Here is a 22,225-nt window from a genome sequence, read left to right as displayed (position 1 = left end):
GTGCCGCTCGGTGGTGAGACTCCTGGGACGGGGCAATGGATGTGTCCCCGAGGGGGTGAATCTGTGCCTGCTCGGTCACGTTTTCCTCAAGTCCGGGGAGAGCCGGCCGACGCGCCCGGGGACGTCCAGAATCCGGACCGGATCCCTCATGCGTGCATGTTGTATCTATGCTGTGTCCATGCCTGCCGCGCCCCCCGCCCCCGTACAGCCGCCCAAGACCTCTCTCAAGCGGCCGCCCGCCGCCGAACGCGTCTACACCCATATCAAGGAGGCCGTCCTCGGCCGCCGCTACGAGGGTGGGACGCTCCTCACCGAAGGTGATCTCGCGGAGGCCGTGGGGGTCTCCCGGACGCCCGTGCGCGAGGCGCTGCTGCGGCTGGAGGTGGAAGGGCTGATCAAGCTCTATCCGAAGAAGGGCGCTCTGGTGCTCGCCGTCTCCGCGCAGGAGATCGCGGACGTGGTGGAGACCCGGCTGCTCGTCGAGGAGTTCGCCGCGCGCAAGGCCGTACCCGCTTCGGCGCAGTTCGTCGCCCGGCTCGAACAACTCCTCGATGAGCAGCGGCAGCTGGCGGAGGACGGGGACCTGGCCGCCGTGTCGGTCAAGGACCGCTGCTTCCACGCCGAGATCGTGCGGAACGCCGGGAACGAGATCCTCTCGCGCCTCTACGACCAGCTGCGCGACCGTCAGCTGCGGATGGGGGTCGCCGTGATGGAGGCCCACCCCGGCAGGATCGCCGCCAACATCACCGAGCACGGTGAGCTCCTGGACGCCATCAGGGCGGGTGACGCGGAGGGTGCCGCGCAGGTCGTACGGCGTCATGTCAGCAGGGTCAAGGTGCTGGTCAGGGGTGAGGACCGGTGAGCTCCGCCGCCGCCCCCACGCTGTCCCTGCCCGGTGATCCGCCCGGTGGCCGGCGTGCCGCCCGGATCTGGGGCATCGGGGTCGCCGTCTACTTCGTCGCCATCATCTTCCGTACGAGCCTGGGGGTCGCCGGGCTCGACGCCGCCGACCGGTTCGACGTCAACGCCTCGGCGCTGTCGACGTTCTCCATCCTCCAGCTGCTCGTCTACGCGGGCATGCAGATACCCGTCGGCCTGATGGTCGACCGGCTCGGCACCAAGAAGGTCCTCACCATCGGGGCCGTCCTGTTCACCGTGGGGCAGCTGGGTTTCGCGCTCTCGCCCTCCTACGGCATGGCGCTCGCCTCCCGGGCGCTGCTCGGCTGCGGTGACGCGATGACCTTCATCAGCGTGCTGAGGCTCGGCAGCCGCTGGTTCCCGGCCCGGCGCGGGCCGTTGATCGGCCAGGTCGCGGCGCTCTTCGGGATGGCGGGCAACCTCGTCTCGACGCTCTTCATCGCCCGCGCGCTGCACGGCCTCGGCTGGACCACGACCTTCGCGGGGAGCGCGCTCGCGGGTGTGGTGGTGCTGGTGTTGCTGCTGCTGTTCCTCAAGGACCACCCCGAGGGCCACGAGCCGCCGCCCGCCGAACACGCGGGCGCCGCGTACGTACGCCGGCAGATCGCCGCCGCGTGGCGGGAGCCCGGTACCCGGCTCGGTATGTGGGTGCACTTCACCACGCAGTTCCCCGCCATGGTGTTCCTGCTGCTGTGGGGGATGCCGTTCCTCGTGGAGGCGCAGGGGCTGAGCCGGGGGACCGCCGGTGAACTGCTCACCCTGGTGGTGCTCTCCAACATGGCGGTCGGGCTCGTCTACGGGCAGATCATCGCCCGGCACCATGCGGCGCGCGCCCCGCTCGCCCTGGGCACGGTGGGGGTGACGGCTCTGCTCTGGGCCGCCACGATCCTCCACCCGGGCGACCATGCGCCGATGTGGCTGCTGATCGTCCTGTGCACGGTGCTGGGTGCCTGCGGGCCCGCTTCGATGATCGGCTTCGACTTCGCCCGGCCGGCCAATCCGCCGGAGCGTCAGGGCACCGCGTCGGGAATCGTGAACATGGGCGGTTTCGTCGCCTCGATGACCACGCTGTTCGCGGTCGGCGTGCTGCTGGACGCGACCGGCGACAACTACCGCATCGCGTTCGCCTCGGTCTTCGTCCTGGAAGCGCTCGGGGTCGTGCAGATCCTGCGGCTGCACGCCAGGGCCACGCTCAGGGAACGCGACCACCACGTGGTCAGCCGCGTCGAAGCGGTGCACGTACCCGTGTAGTACGGCGGCGCGCCCGTCTCTCGTCCTCAGGACGGGCGCCGCCGATCGGGGAACTACGGCGTGACGGCGAAGTGGTGCAGGATCGCGGCTGCCAGATCCTGATCGCCCTCGATCTTGACCCGGTCGGCGACCGCCGCCGCCCGGACCCGGCCGCAGGCCAGGCGGTAGTACGTCTCCCAGTCCATCGCCAGCGTCACCGCGGGGCCCAGCGACGGCGCGCCGTCGATCGAACCGCGGCCCTCCGCGTCGACCCGGACCGTCCGCAGGAACTCCAGCGGACCGTGCACATCGAGCACGACCGCCGAATTGGCCGGTGCGCCCGCGTGCTTGGCGACCACCTTGGGCAGCGCTTCGAGCAGCGTGTCCCGGACGATGTGGGCGCCGGGGGAGTCCAGGTTGCCCGGGACGCCCAGCGTGGCGCGCAGGTCCTGTTCGTGCACCCAGACATCGACGACCCGCATGTGCATGGCCAGTTCGAGGGTCTGCTGCGCACCGAGGGGTGCCCGCACCATCGTGTCCGGGGCGCGTGTCTCGTTGCGCAGCTGCCGGGCGCGGCGGATGAGCGTGTACTCCAGCTCGGAGGTCATCTCGGGCGCGGTGTGGTGGCGCCGTACGTCGACCTGCATCTCCATGTAGCGGGCGAAGTCGCTCTGTACGTGGTACAGGTCGCGCGGCAGGGTGTGGATGGGGCGCGGGTCGCCGAGCATCTCGCACTCCATGCCGATGATGTGCGACACGACATCACGCACCGACCAGGCGGGGCAGGGCGTACGGCGGTTCCACTCCCCCTCGACGAGTGGCTTGACCAGCTCGGCTATCGACTCGATGGAGTGGGTCCAGGCGTCGGCGTAGGTCTGGAGGCTGGGATGGACGGTCACGGGACCCCTCGTGCGGTTCTGCGGTGCATGGGCTGGAGAGCAGGGAGTGCTGGCGGGCGGGCTGGCACTGACGGCGCTGTCGGCGAGCTGCGTGGGAGGTTCGTTGGCTAAGTTACGCTGCGAGCAGGCACCCCGGCAGTGCTTTCGTGTGACGATCGTAGGCCCGTGTTGACGGCTCGAATGCCAGGACGGTGGTAGTGTGCGCGCCTCCCTCATCCAGATCGCAGTAGACCAGGACGAATCCGTCAATTCCCGTCGAGAACGGGCCGCTTCGCTGGTCGTGGCTCAGCGCGGTGCGGATCTGGTGGTCCTCCCCGAGCTCTGGCCGGTCGGTGCCTTCGCGTACACGGAGTTCGCCGCGGAGGCCGAACCCCTCCAGGGTCCCACCCATGACGTGATGGCGAGGGCCGCCGCCGATGCCGGGGTCTGGCTGCACGCGGGTTCGTTCGTCGAGCGGGCCGCGGACGGCACCCTCTACAACACCTCGCTCGTCTTCTCGCCCGACGGCGAACGCCGCGCCGCGTACCGCAAGATCCACCGGTTCGGCTTCGACAAGGGGGAGGCGGTCATGATGGGCGCGGGCGAGGAGCTGGTCACGGTCGCTCTCCCGGGGACCACGCTCGGCCTCACCACGTGTTACGACCTCCGCTTCCCGGAGCTGTTCCGCGGCCTCGTCGACGCGGGCGCCGAGACGCTGATCGTGGCGGCGGGCTGGCCGGAGCGCCGCCGCTCCCACTGGACGCTGCTGGCGCAGGCCCGTGCCGTCGAGAACCAGTCGTACGTCCTGGCCGTGGGTACCGCGGGTACGCACGGTGGCATCGAGCAGGCCGGGCACAGCATCGCCGTAGACCCGTGGGGCGAGGTGCTGGCCGAGGCGGGCGCGGGCGAGGAGGTGCTGAGCGTGGAGTTCGACCCGGCGAAGGTCACCACCACGCGGGAGCAGTTCCCCGCACTGAAGGACCGCAGGCTGGGACTGGCGGCGCCGCGCTGACACGCGCCGCACTGACACGCGGGCGACCCGGTCGGTTTCACGTGAAACCGACGTACGGCGAGACGTACCGCGCGAGGCCACGGGCGACGTACCGCGCGAGGCCACGGGCGCGAACGGGCTCAGCGGGGGCTCATCCCTCGCGCTCCTTGTCCGCGAGCACGATCACGCACATCGACACGGCGATGAGCAGCGCGGCATCGGCGTCCTCCCGCACGATGTCGATGCCGTACGTGTCGCGGATCGTCAGCCAACGACGGGAGATCTGCGCGAGCAGTTCGCCGTCGTAGTCGACGGCGAACTCGCGGTCCAGGATCCTGCCGCTGACATCCAGCTCCGTGCCGTCCACCAGCGTCACCCGGTAGTGGTTGCGCAGCAGCGAGAGCCGCTTGCGCCGGACCGTGGCCAGTTCCTCGCCGCCGCGCTCGATGATCATCGTGTCGCGCAGGCTGATCAGCTTCTGCCGCAGTTCGACGACGACCCGCCCGTCCCGGTCCTTCAGCTCGAAGGTGTCGCGCACCCGCATGGCCTTGCCGTCGACGAGGAAGACCTTGTGCCCCTCGGTGTCCTCGATCCAGTAGTCGTCACCGACAGCGAACAGCCGCTCACGTACGAGAAGTCTCATGGGCCACAGGTTCCCCCGAGCCCCGGCGGAATGCGCGCAGGTTGGCGTGATGTTGACTTGTGGCATGGCTACACGTGCACGCGTCCGCGCCCCCGAACTCATCGGCAAGGGCGGCTGGCTCAATACAGGCGACCAGCAGTACACCCTCGCTGATCTGCGAGGACGCATCGTCATCCTGGACTTCTGGACGTTCTGCTGTGTGAACTGTCTGCATGTTCTCGATGAGTTGCGCGAGCTGGAGGAGAAGCATCGCGACACCGTGGTGATCATCGGTGTCCACTCGCCCAAGTTCGTGCACGAGGCCGAGCACCAGGCCGTCGTCGACGCCGTCGAGCGCTACGAGGTCCACCACCCGGTCCTCGACGACCCCGAGCTGGCCACCTGGAAGCAGTACGCCGTACGCGCCTGGCCGACCCTCGTCGTCATCGATCCCGAGGGCTATGTGGTCGCCCAGCACGCGGGCGAGGGGCACGCCCACGCCATCGAGAAGCTCGTCGAGGAGCTGGAGGCCGAGCACGCCGGGAAGGGCACGCTGCGCCGGGGTGACGGCCCGTACGTCGCGCCCGAGCCGGTCGCCACGTACCTGCGTTTCCCCGGCAAGGCGCTGCTGCTCCCGGACGGCGGGTTCCTGGTCTCCGACACCACCCGGCACCGGCTGGTCGAGCTGGACGCGGACGGCGAGAGCGTGCGCCGGTACTTCGGAAGCGGTGACCGGGGTCTGGCGGACGGCGGTCCGGGGGAGGCCCGGTTCAGCGAACCGCAGGGCCTTGCCGTGCTGCCCGACGGGCGGATCGCCGTCGCGGACACCGTCAACCACGCGATCCGCGCCCTCGACCTGACGACCGGGACGACGAGCACCCTCGCCGGCACCGGCCGCCAGTGGTGGCAGTCCATGCCCACCAGCGGCCCGGCGCGCGAGGTGGACCTGTCCTCGCCGTGGGACGTCGCGTGGTTCGCGGACCGGTTGTGGATCGCCATGGCGGGCGTGCACCAGCTGTGGACGTACGACCCGGCGAGCGGGACCGTACGGGTCGCGGCCGGGACGACCAACGAAGGACTGGTGGACGGACCGGCCGCCGAGGCGTGGTTCGCCCAGCCGTCCGGGCTCGCGGCCTCGGCCGACGGGCAGCGGCTGTGGGTGGCCGACTCGGAGACCTCGTCGCTGCGGTACGTCGACCGCGACGAGACGGTGCACACGGCCGTCGGTACCGGCCTCTTCGACTTCGGGCACCGTGACGGAGCGGCGGACCAGGCGCTGTTCCAGCATCCGCTCGGTGTGACCGCGCTGCCCGACGGGTCCGTCGCCGTCTGCGACACGTACAACCACGCCCTGCGGCGTTTCGACCCGCACAGCGGCGAGGTCACCACCCTGGCCACGGATCTGCGCGAGCCGAGCGACGCCGTGCTGGTCGACGGCGACCTCGTCGTCGTCGAGTCCGCCCGCCACCGGCTGACCCGGCTGCGGCTGCCCGAGGAGGCCGTACGTGTCGCGGACCGGGCGCACCGCACACAGCGCGCGGCCACCGAGATCGCGCCCGGCACGCTCCGGCTCGACGTGGTCTTCCAGGCGCCCGCCGGACAGAAGCTGGACACCCGGTACGGGCCCTCGACGCGGCTGCTGGTCTCCGCGACCCCGCCGGAACTCCTGGCGGGCGGCTCCGGAGCCGGTAGCGACCTGGGGCGGGACCTGGTCCTGGCGGACGGGATCACCGAAGGCGTCCTGCATGTCTCGGCGATGGCGGCGTCCTGCGACGACGACCCGGCCAACGAGTACCCGGCCTGCCATGTGCACCAACAGGACTGGGGTGTCCCCGTCCGGGTGACCGCGGAGGGAACGTCCCGGCTGCCGCTGGTCCTGGCGGGGATGGACGACAGGGGCTGACCTCCCGGAAGCCGCGTCGCCGCTGCCTCGCGGGGCGGGTGTTCAGCGGCCGGTCACCTGCCTCGCGGGGCGGGTGTTCAGCGGCCGGTCACCTGCCTCGCGGGGCGGGTGGTCCTCGTGCCCGAGCCGCTTCCACCGGGCCGCCGGTCCTCCGCGGCACGCCGTGTACGGCGGGCGTTCAGACCTCGTCGGCCAGCCGCCGCGACGCCTCGTCGTGCCGCCTGCGGTACTCCGCCTCCGCCGTCACCCGCAGCAGTGCCTCCAGGGCCCGGACCGCGCCCTCGTCGTATCCGGCGGCTTCCGCCTCCGACGCCGCCCGGTCGAGCAGCAGGATTCCGTCCCGCTCCTCGCCGAGCGCCAGCAGTGCCTCGCCGCTGACGGTCAGCAGCAGCACCCGCCGGGCCGCTTCCTCGCCCTCAAGTCCCCGATCGAGCGCGGTGCGGGCCGACGCGAGGGCATCGGCGGGCCGGTTCGCGCGGAGCTGCATCCGGGCGAGATGGTGCAGGGCGAGCGTCTCGGTGTGCCGGTTGTGCTCCTCGCGGGCCAGCTCGACGGCCCGGCCGCACCCCTCCATCGCGAGGTCGAGCCCGCCCTGTTCGGCCTGGACGACGGACAGGTTGATCAACGCGGTCGCCTCGCCGAGCCGGTCACCGGCCTGCCGGGCGAGCCCGGGTGAGCGTTCCAGCAGGGTGACGGCCTCGGCGGTCCTGCCCTCCTCCGTCAGCACCCACCCCAGCAGAGTGATCACCCTGGACTCCGCGTAGGGGTCCTTCCCGGCGCGGGCGGCGTCCAGCGCCAGCTCCAGCATCGGGGTCCAGCTGTCCCGCACCCGCCACACGATCTGCGGCCACTGGAGCAGGATGATCCGCCAGGCCCGGTCGTCGAGTCCGGCGGCGCGGGCCGCCACGGCAGCCAGGGCCAGGTCGTCACGCTCGGCGGCCAGCCAGCGCATCGCCGCCGCCCGGTCGGGGAAGTCCCGCACGGCGGTGGGGCGGTGGTAGGCGTCCGGCAGGACGAAGCAGGGCTCACCGTCCGGCTCGGCCATGTCGGCGGCGGCGAGCGCGGTGGCGATGTAGTGGTCGAGGACGGCGGAGAGGGCGCGGGGCCCGGAGACGGGGTCGAGACCGCGGGCGTAGAGGCGTACCAGATCGTGCAGCACCCACCGTCCCGGTCCCCTCTCGGTGACGAGATGGGCCGCGGCGAGCCGCTCCAGCGCCGCCGCGGCGGTGACCGGGTCCGTCTCCGCGAGCGCGGCGGCCGTGTACGGGTCGAAGTGGCTGCCGGGATGGTGGCCGAGCCGGGCCAGCTGGTGCACGGAGTCCGATGACAGGTGCTGCACGGTCAGCCGCAGGGCGGCCGGGACACCGGTGTCGTCCACGTCGAGATACGTCAGCCTGCTGCGTTCGTCGGCGAGTTCGTCGGCCAGCACGGCGAGCGTCCACTGCGGGCGTCCGGCCAGCCGGGCCGCGGTGACGCGCAGGGCGAGCGGCAGGCCGCCGCAGAGTTCGGCGAGCCGACGGGCCGCGACCGGTTCGGCCAGGACCCGTTCCTCCCCGAGCACCCCGGCGAGCAGCGCCGTGCTGTCCTGGGGTTCGAGCGTGTCGAGCGGGACGGGACGGGCCGCGTCCGAGGCGATGAGGCCCTCCAGCCGATGACGGCTGGTGACCAGCGTGACGCAGTCGGTGCCGCCCGGGAGCAGCGGCCTGACCGTGGCGGAGTCGCGGGCGTTGTCGAGGATCACGAGCAGCCGGCGCCGGTCGGTCAGCGAGCGGAAGAGCGCCGCCGCGGCGGGGACGGTCTCGGGGACGCGGCGCGGTGCGACGCCGAGTGCCAGCAGGAACTCGCGCAGGACATCGATCAGCGCGGGCTCGCTCGAGTCGCTGAATCCGCGCAGATCGGCGAAGAGCCGTCCGTCCGGGAAGGCCGCGGGGCTGCGGTGCGCCCAGTGGAGGGCCAGCGCGGTCTTGCCCACGCCCGCCGGTCCGGTGACCAGACAGACAGGTGCCTCGCCGGCCGCCGCCCGGGTGAGGGCGGCCAGCTCGGCGACCCGGCCGTGGAAGCCGCGGGGTGCGCGGGGCAGCAGATCGGTGGGGTGCGGCTCTCCGGCGGACAGCAGGGGGAGGGGGCGCGGTGGGGCGAGGACGGGGGCGCCGTCGTCGGTCGCCGCGGGGGCGGCGGAGGACGAGGAGGGCGAGGGGGAGGAGGCTCCGGAAACGGTCCGGGCCGGATCGCGCCGTGCCGTTCCCGGTCCGTCGCCCGGCTGCCGCGCCCCGTCCGGGCCCTCGTCGGGTCCGGGGTCGCCGCGCAGGATCAGCGCGTACGCGTCGGCGAGTTCGTGTCCCGGATCGATCCCCAGCTCATCGGCGAGCAGCCGTCTCGTGCGGTGGAACCATTCCAGCGCCTCCGACTGGCGTCCCGCGCGGTACAGCGCCATCATCAGCGCGGCCGCCAGCGACTCCCGCATCGGATGGGCGCCCGCTTCCGTCCCCAGTACGGCCGCGGCGCGGTTGTGCTCCCCCAGCGCCGAGTAGGCCCGCGCCAGCTGCTCCACCGTCGCCAGCCGGGACTCCTCCAGCGTGTGCGCGGCAGCCCGGAGCGGCGGGCCGGTGAAGGCACCGCTGAGCGCCGGGCCCTGCCACAGGGACAGCGCCTCCTTGAGCATCAGTACGGAGTCGGCGGGGCTGCGCTGCTCCCTCGCCAGCATCAGCAGTTCCTCGAACCGCTGGGAGTCCAGCAGGGTCTCCGGCACCCGCAGCACATACCCGTCGCCGAGTGTGACCAGGTCCACCCCGTACGCCTCCGCGTCGGCGCCGATCAGAAGGGCGCGCAGCCGGGACACATGGCCCTGGATGACGCCGCGGGCGTGCAGCGGAGGGGCGTCGTCCCACAAGGAGTCCGTCAGCCGTCCCACGGAGACGGGAGTGTTGGCGGACAGCAGCAGCGCGGCGAGCAGGCTGCGTCGTTTGGCCGGTCCGAGCGGCAGTGGCCCGGCGAGCGTGTCGACGGAGACGGTGCCGAGCAGCCGGAACTCCACGAACGGCTTCCTTCCGGGCTGTACGCACCCGTGGTGGGGCGCGGGACGGGTCTCAGAATATCGGGGGAGCCCGGGGCGTCGGCGAAGGGTCACGCCCGGCCGGTGCGTTCCTCCGGCCGGACGTGCGGGTCACTGGTACCGGCGGTCGTCCTCGGACACGACGGTGGTGGTGGGCGGTACGACCATGCGGCGGCGGCGCGCGATGCTCATGTAGACGAAGACCCCGACGAGGCCGACGAGCATCATGATCCAGCCGACCAGACCGACGTTGACGCTGTCCATCTCCCAGTCGGTCGCGAAGGCGAGTATCGCCCCGGCACCGATGAGAAGAATGCATCCTCCGAGTCCCATGAAAACTGCCCTCCCTGGACGACCCGGTGGTTCCGGGCCGGTAGCGACCGGGTACCCGCCCCGGCAACGACCATGTCCCGGGGAGGCGTTGGGCAGACATGGACAGGCCCCGGGGCGGTGGACGCCCCGGGGCCGTCGAAGGCGTCGGGTCAGCCCGCCAGGAACGCCGCCAGGGCGTTCGCCAGCAGATACGGGTCGTCGGCACCGCACAGCTCGCGGGCGCTGTGCATGGAGAGGATGGCCACACCGACATCGACGGTCTGGATGCCGTGCCGGGCCGCGGTGATCGGACCGATCGTGGTGCCGCACGGCATCGAGTTGTTGGAGACGAACGTCTGCCACGGCACGCCCGCCTTCTCGCAGGCTGCCGCGAACACGGCCCGGCCGCTGCCGTCGGTCGCGTACCGCATATTGACGTTGACCTTGAGGATGGGCCCGCCGTTGGCCACCGGGTGGTGCGTCGGGTCGTGGCGCTCGCCGTAGTTGGGGTGCACGGAGTGGCCGGTGTCGGAGGAGAGGCAGACGGTCCCGGCGAAGGACCTGGCGCGGTCCTCGTACGAACCGCCGCGGGCGAACACGGAGCGCTCCAGGACCGTGCCGAGCAGCGGGCCGTCGGCGCCGGTGTCGGACTGCGAGCCGTTCTCCTCGTGGTCGAAGGCCGCCAGCACCGGGATGTACGGAATCTCCGCGTCCGGCTGCCCGGCGACGGCGGCCAGAGCGGCGGTCGCGGCGTGCACGGAGAGCAGGTTGTCCATCCGCGGCCCGGCCACCAGCTCCCGGTCCCGGCCCAGGTAGGACGGCGGCTCGATGGCGTGCGGCATCAGGTCCCAGCCGGTCACGTCCGCGGCGTCGACGCCCGCCTCCTCGGCGACGAAGCCGATCAGGTCGCCCTCCGCGACATCGCCGAGTCCCCAGATCGGCTGCATGTGCTTCTGGCGGTCGAGCTTGAGGCCCTCGGTGTTCACGGAGCGGTCCAGGTGCACGGCCAGCTGCGGGACCCGCAGCAGCGCCCGGTCGATGTTGACCAGCCGGTGCGTGCCGTCCTTGAGCGAGATCCTTCCCGCGAGGCCCAGGTCGCGGTCCAGCCAGGTGTTGAGCAGCGGGCCCCCGTAGACCTCCACCGCGACCTGCCGCCAGCCGTACGCGCCCGTGTCGGGCAGCGGCTTCACCCGCAGGTTCGGCGAGTCGGTGTGCGCGCCGGCGATCCGGTACGGGGTGTGCGGACCCGCCCCCTCCGGTACGTACCAGGCGACGATCGCCCCGCCGCGCAGGACGTACTTCCCCCCGGTGGAGGCGTCCCAGGCCGCGGTCTCCTCGACCTGGCGGAAGCCGGCCTTCTCCAGCCGGGCCGCCGCGCTCGCCACGGCGTGGTACGGGGACGGACTGGCCGCCAGGAAGGACATCAGGTCGTCGGTGTGCGCACGGTCGAAGCGGAGGGGAGAACTCATGTTCTTCACTGTAACGAGGACCGCCCCGGAGAACCGACGGTTGGCCGACGGCGGCACATGCCGATCGCGCGCCCCGCGTGTGGGGTACGTGCGCCCCGCGTGTGCCTACGGTGAGGGAAGCCCCGCCGAAGGCTTCGCACCGTCCTGCGCCTGCTGCGCGCGCTCGGCGAACATGGTGCTGAACGCCTTGACGTCCCGGTCCGGGGTGACGTCCTCGCCCTCGGTTCCGGTGCTCACCCCGAGCACGGTCGTACCGACGCGGAGCTGCGCGATCGTCGACGGACCGCCCATCGTGCCGGCGTCGGCGCGGTTCGCCTCGCGCCGGTCGCCGAGGCTGCCCAGGTCCACCTCGCGCGCGCCCACGCCCACCCGGTCGCCGCCGTACCACTGAGCCATGGCGTCGTACGCGGTCTCGGCGGCCTTCTCGTCCTTGTACGCGAGGACCCAGAAATTCAGCGCGGTCCTGTCGGACGTCCGCGCGAACGCGGAGACCCCCCAGGCGGTCGCGCCCAGGCAGACCTCGTCCCTCTTCTTCTCGTCGGTGACACGGCACACCGAGGGCGGGAACTCAGGGTCCGGCTTCCGGGCCTCCGGCTTCAGATGGGTGCGCCAGCCCGGTACGGCCCGCGCGTCCGGCAGCAGGGACACGACCTGCTTCCTGTCGAGGGAGGCGGCGTGCGCCCCGTCCCCGTCGCCGCCGCACCCGGTGAGCAGCAGCGCCGCCGCCCCGGCCGCCGCGCCCCGTATGTACCACCGCTGATCCGTCATCGTGTCCCCCCGTAGGACGAGTGATCCGAACGATCCCGGCCGGACGGGCCGGGCTACGAGCCGAGCTTCGCCGACGGCTTCTCGCCGTTCTGCGCCTGCTGCGAACGCTCCGCGAACAGTGCCGCGAGGTCCTTGGCGAGGTCCTTGTCGAACGTGTCCTCGGAGGGCGCGTCCGTGGCCGCCCACAGCACGGTCGTGCCGACCCGCAGCTGTCCGGTGAGGCTGTAGGCGCCGCCGTACCCCTGGGGTCCGGAGCGGGCGTCGCGTTCGTCGCCCAGGGGGCCGAGGTCCGCCTTCTCGCGGCCGTTCGTGCGCGCGGTCTGCTTCCAGAGCACCTCGTACGCGGCGTCGGCGGCCTTCTCGTCCTTGTACGCGACCAGCCAGAAGCGGACCGCGGCGTCCCGGTCCTCGCGTTCGAAGGAGACGGAACCCATGTAGCTGGAGTTCTCGCACCCCGCGTTGCCCTTGACCGGGCAGAGGGTGCGCTTGGCGAGATCGTTCATGGGCGAGGTCGACGCGTTCTCCCTGCGCTTCCAGCCCGGCATCGCGGCCGTGTCCGGCAGCAACGCCGCGACCTGCGCCTTGTCGAGTGCTGTCGCCTCGCTGTCGCTGTCACCGCTGCTGCCGCAGCCGACGAGCAGCGCGACGGCCGCCGCGGCCGCCGCGCACCGTACGGACCACGTGCGCGTGGCCGAACCCATGGAACTCACGACTGACACTCCCCCTCCGGACCCGGATGCCGATCATAGAGACGGTCCGCCCCTCGGGGAGGGGCGGACCGTGGCGATGTTGTGCACAGTGTTCCCGCGGTGCCGGAGCGGCGGACGAGAGCGCGAGCGGCGGACCCGGGCGCGGAGGGGCGGCCGGGAGCGCGGAGGGCGGGCTAGAACGCGGCCTCGTCCAGCTCCATCAGCGAGTTGTCGACGGACTCGGCGAGCGCGCGCTCGGCCGAGACGCCCGGCAGGATGTTCGCGGCGAAGAACTTCGCGGCGGCGATCTTGCCCTGGTAGAAGGCGACGTCCTTGGCGGAGGCGGTCGGCAGCTTCTCGGCCGCCACGGCCGCGCCCTTGAGCAGCAGATAACCGACGACGACATCGCCGGAGGCCAGCAGCAGGCGGGTGGTGTTGAGCCCCACCTTGTAGATGTTCTTGACGTCCTCGCCGGTCGCGGTGAGGTCGGTGATCATCGCGCCGACGATCGCCTCCAGGTCCACGGCGGCCTTGGCGAGGGAGTCCAGCGAGCCGGCCAGTTCCTCGTTGCCCTGGGCGCCCGAGAGGAACTTCTTGATCTCCTCGGAGAGCGCGTTCAGCGAGGCGCCCTGGTCACGGACGATCTTCCGGAAGAAGAAGTCCTGGCCCTGGATCGCCGTCGTGCCCTCGTACAGGGTGTCGATCTTGGCGTCACGGATGTACTGCTCGATCGGGTACTCCTGGAGGTACCCGGAGCCGCCGAACGTCTGGAGCGACTGCGCAAGCTGCTCGTACGACTTCTCGGAGCCGTAGCCCTTCACGATGGGGAGCAGCAGGTCGTTGAGGCCGTGCAGCGCCTTCGCGTCCTCGCCCGCGGCCTCCTTCTCCTGGATCGCGTCCTGGACGGAGGCGGTGTACAGCACGAGGGAGCGCATGCCCTCGGCGTACGCCTTCTGGGTCATGAGCGACCGGCGCACGTCGGGGTGGTGCGTGATGGTGACCTTGGGCGCGCTCTTGTCCATGAACTGCGACAGGTCCGTGCCCTGGACGCGCTCCTTGGCGTACTCCAGCGCGTTCAGGTAGCCCGTGGAGAGGGTCGCGATCGCCTTCGTGCCGACCATCATGCGAGCGAACTCGATGATGCGGAACATCTGGCGGATGCCGTCGTGCTTGTCGCCGATCAGCCAGCCCTTGGCGGGGTGCCTGTCGCCGAACGTCATCTCGCAGGTGTTGGACGCCTTGAGGCCCATCTTGTGCTCGACGTTCGTCGCGTACACACCGTTGCGCTCGCCCAGCTCGCCGGTGGTCCAGTCGAAGTGGAACTTCGGGACCATGAAGAGCGAGAGGCCCTTCGTGCCGGGGCCGGCGCCCTCGGGGCGGGCCAGCACGTAGTGGATGATGTTCTCGGACATGTCGTGCTCGCCCGACGTGATGAAGCGCTTCACCCCGTCGATGTGCCAGGAGCCGTCCTCCTGCTCCACGGCCTTGGTGCGCCCGGCACCGACGTCCGAACCGGCGTCCGGCTCGGTCAGCACCATCGTCGAGCCCCACTGCTTCTCGACGGCGATCTCCGCGATCTTCTTCTGCGCCTCGTTGCCCTCTTCGAAGAGGATGCCGGCGAACGCCGGGCCGGAGGAGTACATCCAGACCGCCGGGTTCGCACCGAGCAGCAGCTCCGCGTAGCCCCAGATCAGGGAGCGCGGGGAGGTGGTGCCGCCGATCTCCTCGGGCAGGCCCAGGCGCCAGTACTCGGAGTCCATGAAGGCCTGGTACGACTTCTTGAAGCTGTCCGGGACCGGTGCGGTGTTGGTCTCCGGGTCGAAGACCGGCGGGTTGCGGTCGGCGTCGGCGAAGGAGTCGGCGAGCTCGTTCTCGGCGAGGCGGTTGACCTCGTCGAGGATGCTCTTCGCGGTCTCGACGTCCATCTCCGCGAACGGGCCGGTGCCGTACAGCTTGTCGCGCCCGAGGACCTCGAAGAGGTTGAACTCGATGTCGCGGAGATTCGACTTGTAGTGCCCCATGGGAAGGCTCCGTAATCAATAGCAGTGGCGCACAGCGCCCCGGGGAGTGATGCGGGTCGGGCGACAGGCCGGCGTGGATATATCAGCTGACCTCTCCGATGATGCTACCCGTCAGTAATAAGGCGCAACCCCTCAAGCCGTAGATGTGTCCGATTACTCTTTGCAGCATGTACGGCTACGACCAGAACCAGGGTGCACAGCAGCAGATGGCCGGCGCCTACGGCGAGCAGCCGCTGTACCCCGAGCCCTCGCCGCCCTCCCTGGCCGATGCGGTACGGGCCTTCACCACCGGCTCGATGTCCGCCGAGGACTTCCAGCAGATCTTCGCCACCTCGAAGGTCTACTGCCCGCGCGGCGACAATCCCGGCTTCCTCGCCCTCCACAACACCCAGCAGCCGGTGATCCCGATGTTCACCACGCTCAAGGAGTTGCGGCTGTACGCGGGCAAGGAGTCCAAGTACTTCGTGATCACCGGCGCCGAGGTGATCGACCTGCTGCCGACGGGCTACGGCTTTGTCCTGGACATGGAGGGCGATCACCGCATGGTCTTCGACGCCAAGGCCGTCGAGCAGATGGTCGACTTCGCGATGCGCCGCATGTACGGCTGAACCCCGGCTTCCACTTTCCGGGAAGGGCCCGCGCCACCGATGGGTGGCACGGGCCCTTTCCGCTGCCCGGGAATGGATGCCGCCTTGCAAGATGTTCACTGTTCAACTAAATTGAACGCAGAACACTCGCCCGGAGGTGGCTCTCATGCCCGCAGTGACCGTCGAAAACCCGCTGACCCTGCCCAAGGTCGCCGCCTCGGGTGACGCCGCGGCCCGTCCCGTGCTCGCCGTCACGACCGCGCCGAGCGGTTTCGAGGGCGAGGGCTTCCCGGTGCGCCGTGCGTTCGCCGGGATCAACTACAAGTACCTCGACCCGTTCATCATGATGGACCAGATGGGTGAGGTGGAGTACGAGGCCGGGGAGCCGAAGGGCACCCCCTGGCACCCGCACCGCGGCTTCGAGACCGTCACGTACCTCATCGACGGCACCTTCGTCCACCAGGACTCCAACGGTGGCGGCGGCACCATCCGCAACGGCGACACCCAGTGGATGACGGCCGGCTCCGGCCTGCTGCACATCGAGGCCCCGCCGGAGTCCCTCGTCATGTCCGGCGGCCTCTTCCACGGCCTCCAGCTGTGGGTGAACCTGCCCAAGGCCGACAAGATGATGGCCCCCCGCTACCAGGACATCCGTGGCGGTGAGGTCCAGCTCCTCACCTCTCCGGACGGTGGCGCGCTGCTCCGTGTCATCGCCGGTGAGCTCGACGGGCACGACGGTCCCGGCATCACCCACACCCCGATCACGATGATCCACGCCACCGTGCGGCCCGGCGCCGAGGTGACCCTGCCGTGGCGTGAGGACTTCAACGGTCTCGCCTACGTGCTGGCCGGACGCGGCACCGCCGGTGCGGAGCGCCGCCCCGTCCACATGGGGCAGACCGCGGTGTTCGGCAGCGGTTCCTCGCTGACCGTCCGCGCGGACGAGCAGCAGGACGCCCACGCCCCGGACCTGGAGGTCGTCCTGCTCGGCGGCCGTCCGATCCGTGAGCCGATGGCGCACTACGGACCGTTCGTGATGAACAGTCAGGCCGAGCTGAAGCAGGCCTTCGAGGACTTCCAGGCCGGCCGCCTCGGCACCGTGCCCGCGGTCCACGGCATGTGACGTCCGCTCACTCGTACGGGGGTGCGGGTGGGACAGCCGCCCCGTGCTGTGATCGGGTGGGAGGGTGCATACCCAAAAACCCCTCCTGCCCGACACCGCGCGGCGCACGGCCGCCTGGTGCGGTGTCGTTCTGCTGGTCACCGGTGTCGTCGCGGTCGCCGTCTGGCTGTGCATCGTCTTCAAGACCGCGGTCACTCCGGTGCTGCTCGCGCTGCTCGGTACCGCGCTGCTCGGCCCCGTGCACCGCTGGCTGACCGCCCATAAGGTAAATCGTTCCCTCGCCGCCGGACTGACCTGCGCCGCGCTCGTCGCGGTGGTCGGCGGTGCCGGGTACATCGTCGTCACCGCGCTCATCGACACCGGCGATCAGATCGTCGCCTCGCTGAAGGACGCCGGGCAGTGGGTGGTCGACCACTTCGGCGTCGCCGACGACACGAATGTGAACGACCTCGCCGACAACGCCAAGAGCCTCGTCGAGAAGTTCGGCGCGAGTGCGGCGGGCGGCCTGCTCAGCGGGATCAGCCTGATCGGCTCGCTGGTGGCGACCAGTGTCCTCGCCCTGCTGCTGACCTTCTTCTTCCTGCGCGACTCCGACCGCGCGGTGAACCTCGCCCACTCCGTCGCCCCGCGCGGCACCGGCGACCTGGTGGAGGCCATGGGGCGGCGGGCCTTCGAGGCCGTCGAGGGCTTCATGCGCGGCACCACGTTCATCGCGCTGATCGACGCCCTGTGCATCACGGTCGGCCTGCTGATCCTGGACGTGCCCGGTGCGGTGGGGCTGGGTGCGCTGGTCTTCGTCGGCGCGTACATCCCGTATCTCGGGGCCTTCATCTCCGGCGCCGTCGCCGTGCTCGTCGCGCTCGCGGACCGGGGCCTCGTGATCGCCCTCTGGGCCCTGGGGGTGGTGCTCGCGGTCCAGGTGCTGGAGGGCCACATCCTCCAGCCGGTGATCCAGAGCCGTACGGTCCAGATGCACCCCGCGATGGTCATGATCGCCCTGACCGCGGGCGCCAGCGTCGCGGGGCTGCTGGGGATGCTGCTGGCGGTACCGCTGTGCGCGGCGGCCTTCGGTGTGATCGGCGAGCTGAGGAAGGGCCACGGCGAGACCTCCCCGGCCACGCCGGCGGACCCGCCCCCCGGCGTCTCCCCGGGCCCGTCGGGCGCCTGAGGACGGCACCGGCCGCCCGAGACCCACGCGGCACCGGCCGCCCGGGAGATCCACGCGGCTCCGGCCGCCCGGTACGCCCGTGCCTGCTGGTACGCCCGCGTCGTCTGTGACATCTTCCGGGGCCGGCGTCGGCGTAGGGGCCGGGGCCGCTCACGCGGCAGGGGGTTCCGCTCCCTCCGCCGGCTCCGGGCCTTCCGCCGCCTCCGTGGAATCCCCCGCCTCCGCGGACTCCTCCGCCTTCATGGATTCCCCCGCCTCCGTCGGCCCGGCCGACTCGTACAGCTCGAACCAGATCGACTTCCCCTCGCCCCGGGGGTCGACCCCCCACGAGTCCGCCAGCATCTCCATCAGCACCAGCCCACGTCCGCTCGACGCCATCTCGCCGGGGCGCCGCTTGTGCGGCAGTTCGTCGCTGCCGTCGGCCACCTCGACCCGCAGCCGCCGCTCGCCCCGCTCACCGGCCGCCTCGGCGACCATCAGCGCGTCCCCGTCCGTGTGGACCAGCACATTGGTGGCCATCTCGGAGATCATCAGCACGGCCGCGTCGACCTGTTCCGCGTCCGCCCAGTCGTGCAGCATCTCGCGCAGCTGCTGCCGGGCGACGGCGATCCGCTCGGGCTCGGCCTGGGCGATCGTCAGCGCGGTGCGGCGCGGCGGTGCCAGTCGCGTCGCGGAACTCCCGCGACGGAGCACCAGCACCGCGATGTCGTCCTCGCGGCGGTCCGCCAGCGGCCCCGTCGTGTAGTGCGAGGTCGGCCCGTGCACGGCCTGCACCAGTGCGTCGGCGAGCTTCTCCAGGTCCTCGACGGGCTGCTCCAGGACCGGCTTGAGCCGGGTCCAGCCGGTGGCCATGTCGTGCCCGCCGGTCTCGATGAGCCCGTCCGTGCACAGCATGATCGTTTCTCCTGGTTCCAGGACCACCCGGGTCGTCGGATAGTCCGAGTCCGCCTCGATGCCCAGGGGCAGCCCGCCCGCGGTCTGCCGGATCACCGCGGTGCCGTCGACGCTGATCACCACCGGGTCCGGATGGCCCGCGCGGGCGATGTCGAGGGTCCCCTCGGCCGGGTCCACCTCCGCGTAGAGACAGGTCGCGAAGCGCGGCGCCGTGGGCTCTTCCCCGTCCCCGTCGCCCAGGTCCTCGTACGCCTCGGTGAGCCCGGAGAGGAAGCGCGAGGCACGGGAGAGCACCGCGTCCGGGCGGTGGCCCTCGGAGGCGTAGGCGCGCAGGGCGATGCGGAGCTGGCCCATCAGGCCGGCCGCCCGCACGTCATGGCCCTGGACGTCGCCGATGACGAGTGCGATACGGCCGGTGGGGAGCGGGATCATGTCGTACCAGTCACCGCCGACCTGGAGGCCGCCGCCGGTCGGGATGTAGCGCGCCGCCACGCTCATGCCGGGGATGTCCGGCCCGAGGGACGGCATCATCGAGCGCTGGAGCCCCAGGGACAGCTCCCGCTCGGTCTCGGCGACCCCGGCACGGGCCAGCGCCTGGGCGAGCATCCGCGCGACCGTCGTGAGCACGGCACGTTCGTCGGGCGAGAACGCCACGGGGTGCCGGAACCCCGCCATCCAGGCCCCCATCGTGCGGCCCGCGGAGACCAGGGGCAGGAAGGCCCAGGACCGGCGCCCGAAGCGGCTGGCGAGCGGCCAGGTGGCCGGGTAGCGGCGCCGGTAGTCGTCGGGGGAAGGGAGATAGATGGCCCGCCCCGTGCGGACGACCTCGGCGGCCGGATAGTCGGTCTCCAGCGGCATGTCGGTGAACGGTTCCTCGTCCCCCGCGTTGTGTCCGTGGTGCCCGATGATGGTCAGCCGTTCCCCGGCGGCGCCGAACACGGCGAGCCCGTCCGGCGAGAACCCGGGCATGGAGAGCGAGGCGGCGACCCGCAGCACCTCCTGGGTGGACCGGGCCTCCGCCAGCGCCCGCCCGGCGTCCAGCAGGAACGCCTCCCGGGACCGCCGCCAGTCCCCGGTGATGGAGGTGTGCGCCGCGGTGGCGCCCGGCTGCGGCTCGGCGACCTCCTGGAGTGTGCCGATCAGCACATAGCTCTCGAACCTGTGGTCGGCCGGGTAGGTCGGCTTGGACCTGCTGCGTACGGTGCGCAGAACCCGGCCCCGCTCGTCCACGATCCGCAGCCGCGCCTCGGCCAGGGTGCCCTCGGCGACGGCCAGATTCACCACCCCGTAGATCTCGTTCCAGTCGACGGGGTGGAAACGGGAGCGCACCGCGGCCTCCCGGTAGACGCCGGGCTCGGTGGGCAGGCCGAGCAACCGGGCCGCCTCCGCATCGAGCGTGACCGTGCCGGCTGCGTTGTCCCAGCGCCACAGACCTGTCGCGATCGCGGCCAGGATTTCCTCGGTGCGCATTGCCCCACTTTAGGAAGATGTCCGCGATCGACGCCACCGAGGGGTCGCCGAGTGCGGGCGTCCGTGCCCGATGCCCGTCGCCGCGGCCCGTCCCCGTACCGACGGGGGCCACGGATGCGAGCCGGGCGCGCCCCGCACCGCCCCTGGATGATCTTGAACTGGCAAAGGCAATGAAGTGGTGCGGGCGTGGGCGGTAGCCTGGGGTGGCTCAATCCACCCCGAACCGCGAAGACTGGATGAACGACGATGCATCGGTACAGGTCCCACACCTGCGGCGAGCTCCGCGCCTCTGACGTCGGTACCGACGTCCGGCTGAGCGGCTGGCTGCACAATCGCCGAGACCTGGGTGGCATCCTCTTCATCGATCTGCGCGACCACTACGGTCTGGTGCAGCTCGTCGCCCGCCCCGGCACCCCCGGCAACGACGCCTTGGCGAAGCTGACCAAGGAGACCGTCGTCCGTATCGACGGCAAGGTCTCCGCCCGCGGCGCCGACAACGTCAACCCGGAACTGCCGACCGGTGACATCGAGATCGAGGTCACCGAGGTCGAGGTACTGGGCGAGGCCGCCCCGCTGCCCTTCACGATCAACGCCGAGGACGGGGTCAACGAGGAGCGGCGCCTGGAGTACCGCTTCCTCGACCTGCGCCGCGAGCGCATGCACCGCAACATCATGCTGCGCACCGCCGTCATCTCCGCGATCCGGCACAAGATGACCGCCCTCGGCTTCAACGAGATGGCGACCCCGATCCTCACCGCGACCTCTCCCGAGGGCGCCCGCGACTTCGTGGTGCCGTCCCGGCTGAACCCCGGCAAGTTCTACGCGCTGCCGCAGGCCCCGCAGCAGTTCAAGCAGCTGCTGATGATCTCGGGCTTCGACCGCTACTTCCAGATCGCGCCGTGCTTCCGCGACGAGGACGCCCGCGCCGACCGTTCGCCGGGCGAGTTCTACCAGCTCGACGTCGAGATGTCCTTCGTCGAGCAGGAGGACATCTTCCGGCCGATCGAGAAGCTGATGACCGAGCTCTTCGAGGAGTTCGGCAACGGCCGTCATGTCACCTCCCCGTTCCCGCGCATTCCGTTCCGTGAGTCGATGCTGAAGTACGGCAACGACAAGCCGGACCTGCGGGCCCAGCTGGAACTCGTCGACATCTCCGACGTCTTCGCGGACTCCGAGTTCAAGGCGTTCGCCGGGAAGCACGTCCGCGCCCTCCCGGTGCCGGACACCGCCGGTCAGTCCCGGAAGTTCTTCGACGGCCTCGGCGCCTACGCGGTCGAGCACGGGGCCAAGGGCCTCGCCTGGGTCCGCGTCGGCGAGGACGGCACCCTGGCCGGTCCGATCGCCAAGTTCCTCACCGAGGCGGACGTCAAGACCCTCACCGAGCGGCTCGCGCTGGTCCCGGGCCACGCGATCTTCTTCGGCGCGGGCGAGTTCGACGAGGTCTCCAAGATCATGTCGGCCGTCCGGGTCGAGGCTGCCAAGCGGTCCGGCCACTTCGAGGAGGGCGTCTTCCGGTTCTGCTGGATCGTCGACTTCCCGATGTACGAGAAGGACGAGGAGACGGGCAAGATCGACTTCTCGCACAACCCCTTCTCGATGCCCCAGGGCGGCCTGGACGACCTGGAGACGAAGGACCCGCTGGACATCCTCGCCTGGCAGTACGACATCGTCTGCAACGGCATCGAGCTGTCCTCGGGCGCCATCCGGAACCACGAGCCCGAGCTGATGCTCAAGGCGTTCGAGATCGCCGGTTACGACCGCGAGACCGTCGAGCACGAGTTCGCGGGCATGCTCCGCGCGTTCCGCCTCGGGGCCCCGCCGCACGGCGGCATCGCTCCGGGCGTCGACCGCATCGTGATGCTGCTCGCCGATGAGCCGAACATCCGCGAGACGATCGCCTTCCCGCTCAACGGCAACGCCCAGGACCTGATGATGGGCGCTCCCACCGAGCTGGACGAGACCCGCCTGCGCGAGCTGAACATCCAGCTGCGCAAGCCGGTCGCCTCGGCGAAGGACAAGACCGAGAAGTAGGGCCGCGAAGCAGGCCCGAGGCAGAAGCCGGCCCCGAGAAGCAGGCCCTGCGCCTGTTTCACGTGAAACAGTCCCCGATCACCTGATCGGGGACTGTTT

General features: G+C 71.0%; 17 protein-coding genes. 8 read left to right on the top strand and 9 right to left on the bottom strand.

Going from position 1 to position 22,225, the window contains the following annotated elements; translation table 11 throughout:
• Positions 1–178 precede the first annotated feature (178 nt).
• Together OG251_RS19260 and OG251_RS19255 are read left to right on the top strand one after the other, a co-directional pair.
• A complete protein-coding gene (locus tag OG251_RS19260; protein WP_326678360.1) occupies positions 179–862 on the top strand; it encodes a GntR family transcriptional regulator in 684 nt (227 codons plus the stop codon).
• Entirely contained in the window at positions 859–2,169 is a 1,311-nt protein-coding gene (locus OG251_RS19255) for an MFS transporter (protein ID WP_326678359.1), read from the top strand. Before OG251_RS19260 ends, OG251_RS19255 begins: the two co-directional genes overlap by 4 nt.
• Positions 2,170–2,222: 53 nt before the next feature.
• Here the strand turns inward: OG251_RS19255 and OG251_RS19250 are convergent, their stop codons facing one another.
• On the bottom strand, positions 2,223–3,047 hold the full coding sequence (locus tag OG251_RS19250; RefSeq protein WP_326678358.1) for a maleylpyruvate isomerase family mycothiol-dependent enzyme: 825 nt from the start codon (positions 3,045–3,047) through the stop codon (positions 2,223–2,225).
• Between the two features lie 199 nt (positions 3,048–3,246).
• On the opposite strand from OG251_RS19250, the gene OG251_RS19245 reads away from it, so the two are divergent.
• The gene (locus tag OG251_RS19245) at positions 3,247–4,038 is read left to right on the top strand and encodes a carbon-nitrogen family hydrolase (protein WP_326678357.1); all 792 of its coding nucleotides are present in this window, start codon (positions 3,247–3,249) and stop codon (positions 4,036–4,038) included.
• A gap of 130 nt (positions 4,039–4,168) precedes the next feature.
• On the opposite strand, the gene OG251_RS19240 is transcribed toward OG251_RS19245, so the two are convergent.
• The gene (locus OG251_RS19240; protein ID WP_073727889.1) at positions 4,169–4,660 is read right to left on the bottom strand and encodes an LURP-one-related/scramblase family protein; all 492 of its coding nucleotides are present in this window, start codon (positions 4,658–4,660) and stop codon (positions 4,169–4,171) included.
• 64 nt (positions 4,661–4,724) lie between these two features.
• Here OG251_RS19240 and OG251_RS19235 point away from each other — a divergent pair, with 64 nt between their 5' ends.
• The gene (locus tag OG251_RS19235) at positions 4,725–6,542 is read left to right on the top strand and encodes an NHL domain-containing thioredoxin family protein (protein ID WP_326678356.1); all 1,818 of its coding nucleotides are present in this window, start codon (positions 4,725–4,727) and stop codon (positions 6,540–6,542) included.
• Positions 6,543–6,720: 178 nt separating this feature from the next.
• Here OG251_RS19235 and OG251_RS19230 read toward each other — a convergent pair whose 3' ends face one another.
• The 6 genes from OG251_RS19230 to OG251_RS19205 all read right to left on the bottom strand — a co-directional run bounded on the left by OG251_RS19230 (position 6,721) and on the right by OG251_RS19205 (position 14,853).
• On the bottom strand, positions 6,721–9,576 hold the full coding sequence (locus OG251_RS19230; RefSeq protein ID WP_326678355.1) for an AfsR/SARP family transcriptional regulator: 2,856 nt from the start codon (positions 9,574–9,576) through the stop codon (positions 6,721–6,723).
• Positions 9,577–9,705: 129 nt separating this feature from the next.
• The gene (locus OG251_RS19225; RefSeq protein WP_326678354.1) at positions 9,706–9,927 is read right to left on the bottom strand and encodes a DUF6458 family protein; all 222 of its coding nucleotides are present in this window, start codon (positions 9,925–9,927) and stop codon (positions 9,706–9,708) included.
• Positions 9,928–10,076: 149 nt separating this feature from the next.
• Positions 10,077–11,375, bottom strand: a complete 1,299-nt coding sequence (locus OG251_RS19220) for a M18 family aminopeptidase (protein WP_326678353.1) — start codon at positions 11,373–11,375, stop codon at positions 10,077–10,079.
• A gap of 105 nt (positions 11,376–11,480) precedes the next feature.
• Complete coding sequence (locus tag OG251_RS19215) at positions 11,481–12,143, bottom strand: hypothetical protein (RefSeq protein WP_326678352.1); 663 nt, start codon at positions 12,141–12,143, stop codon at positions 11,481–11,483.
• A gap of 53 nt (positions 12,144–12,196) precedes the next feature.
• Complete coding sequence (locus OG251_RS19210) at positions 12,197–12,853, bottom strand: hypothetical protein (RefSeq protein WP_326678351.1); 657 nt, start codon at positions 12,851–12,853, stop codon at positions 12,197–12,199.
• 173 nt (positions 12,854–13,026) lie between these two features.
• On the bottom strand, positions 13,027–14,853 hold the full coding sequence (locus tag OG251_RS19205; RefSeq protein ID WP_326678350.1) for an acyl-CoA dehydrogenase: 1,827 nt from the start codon (positions 14,851–14,853) through the stop codon (positions 13,027–13,029).
• 167 nt (positions 14,854–15,020) lie between these two features.
• Here OG251_RS19205 and OG251_RS19200 point away from each other — a divergent pair, with 167 nt between their 5' ends.
• The 3 genes from OG251_RS19200 (at position 15,021) to OG251_RS19190 (ending at position 17,731) form a co-directional block, all read left to right on the top strand.
• Entirely contained in the window at positions 15,021–15,461 is a 441-nt protein-coding gene (locus OG251_RS19200; protein ID WP_073727905.1) for an SseB family protein, read from the top strand.
• Between the two features lie 145 nt (positions 15,462–15,606).
• Positions 15,607–16,563: a pirin family protein gene (locus tag OG251_RS19195; RefSeq protein ID WP_266804789.1), complete on the top strand. Its 957-nt coding sequence runs from the start codon at positions 15,607–15,609 to the stop codon at positions 16,561–16,563.
• A gap of 64 nt (positions 16,564–16,627) precedes the next feature.
• Complete coding sequence (locus OG251_RS19190; protein WP_326678349.1) at positions 16,628–17,731, top strand: AI-2E family transporter; 1,104 nt, start codon at positions 16,628–16,630, stop codon at positions 17,729–17,731.
• 150 nt (positions 17,732–17,881) lie between these two features.
• Here OG251_RS19190 and OG251_RS19185 read toward each other — a convergent pair whose 3' ends face one another.
• Positions 17,882–20,095 (bottom strand): ATP-binding SpoIIE family protein phosphatase, encoded by a 2,214-nt coding sequence (locus tag OG251_RS19185; protein ID WP_326678348.1) that lies wholly within the window; start codon positions 20,093–20,095, stop codon positions 17,882–17,884.
• Between the two features lie 246 nt (positions 20,096–20,341).
• Here OG251_RS19185 and aspS point away from each other — a divergent pair, with 246 nt between their 5' ends.
• Entirely contained in the window at positions 20,342–22,126 is a 1,785-nt protein-coding gene (gene aspS, locus OG251_RS19180; protein ID WP_326678347.1) for an aspartate--tRNA ligase, read from the top strand.
• The last annotated feature ends 99 nt before the right edge of the window (positions 22,127–22,225 follow it).

Source organism: Streptomyces sp. NBC_01237, from assembly GCF_035917275.1.
Lineage (GTDB): Bacteria > Actinomycetota > Actinomycetes > Streptomycetales > Streptomycetaceae > Streptomyces.
The sequence above is the reverse complement of the archived record's forward strand: the minus strand, read 5'-3'. Positions and strand labels throughout refer to the sequence as shown.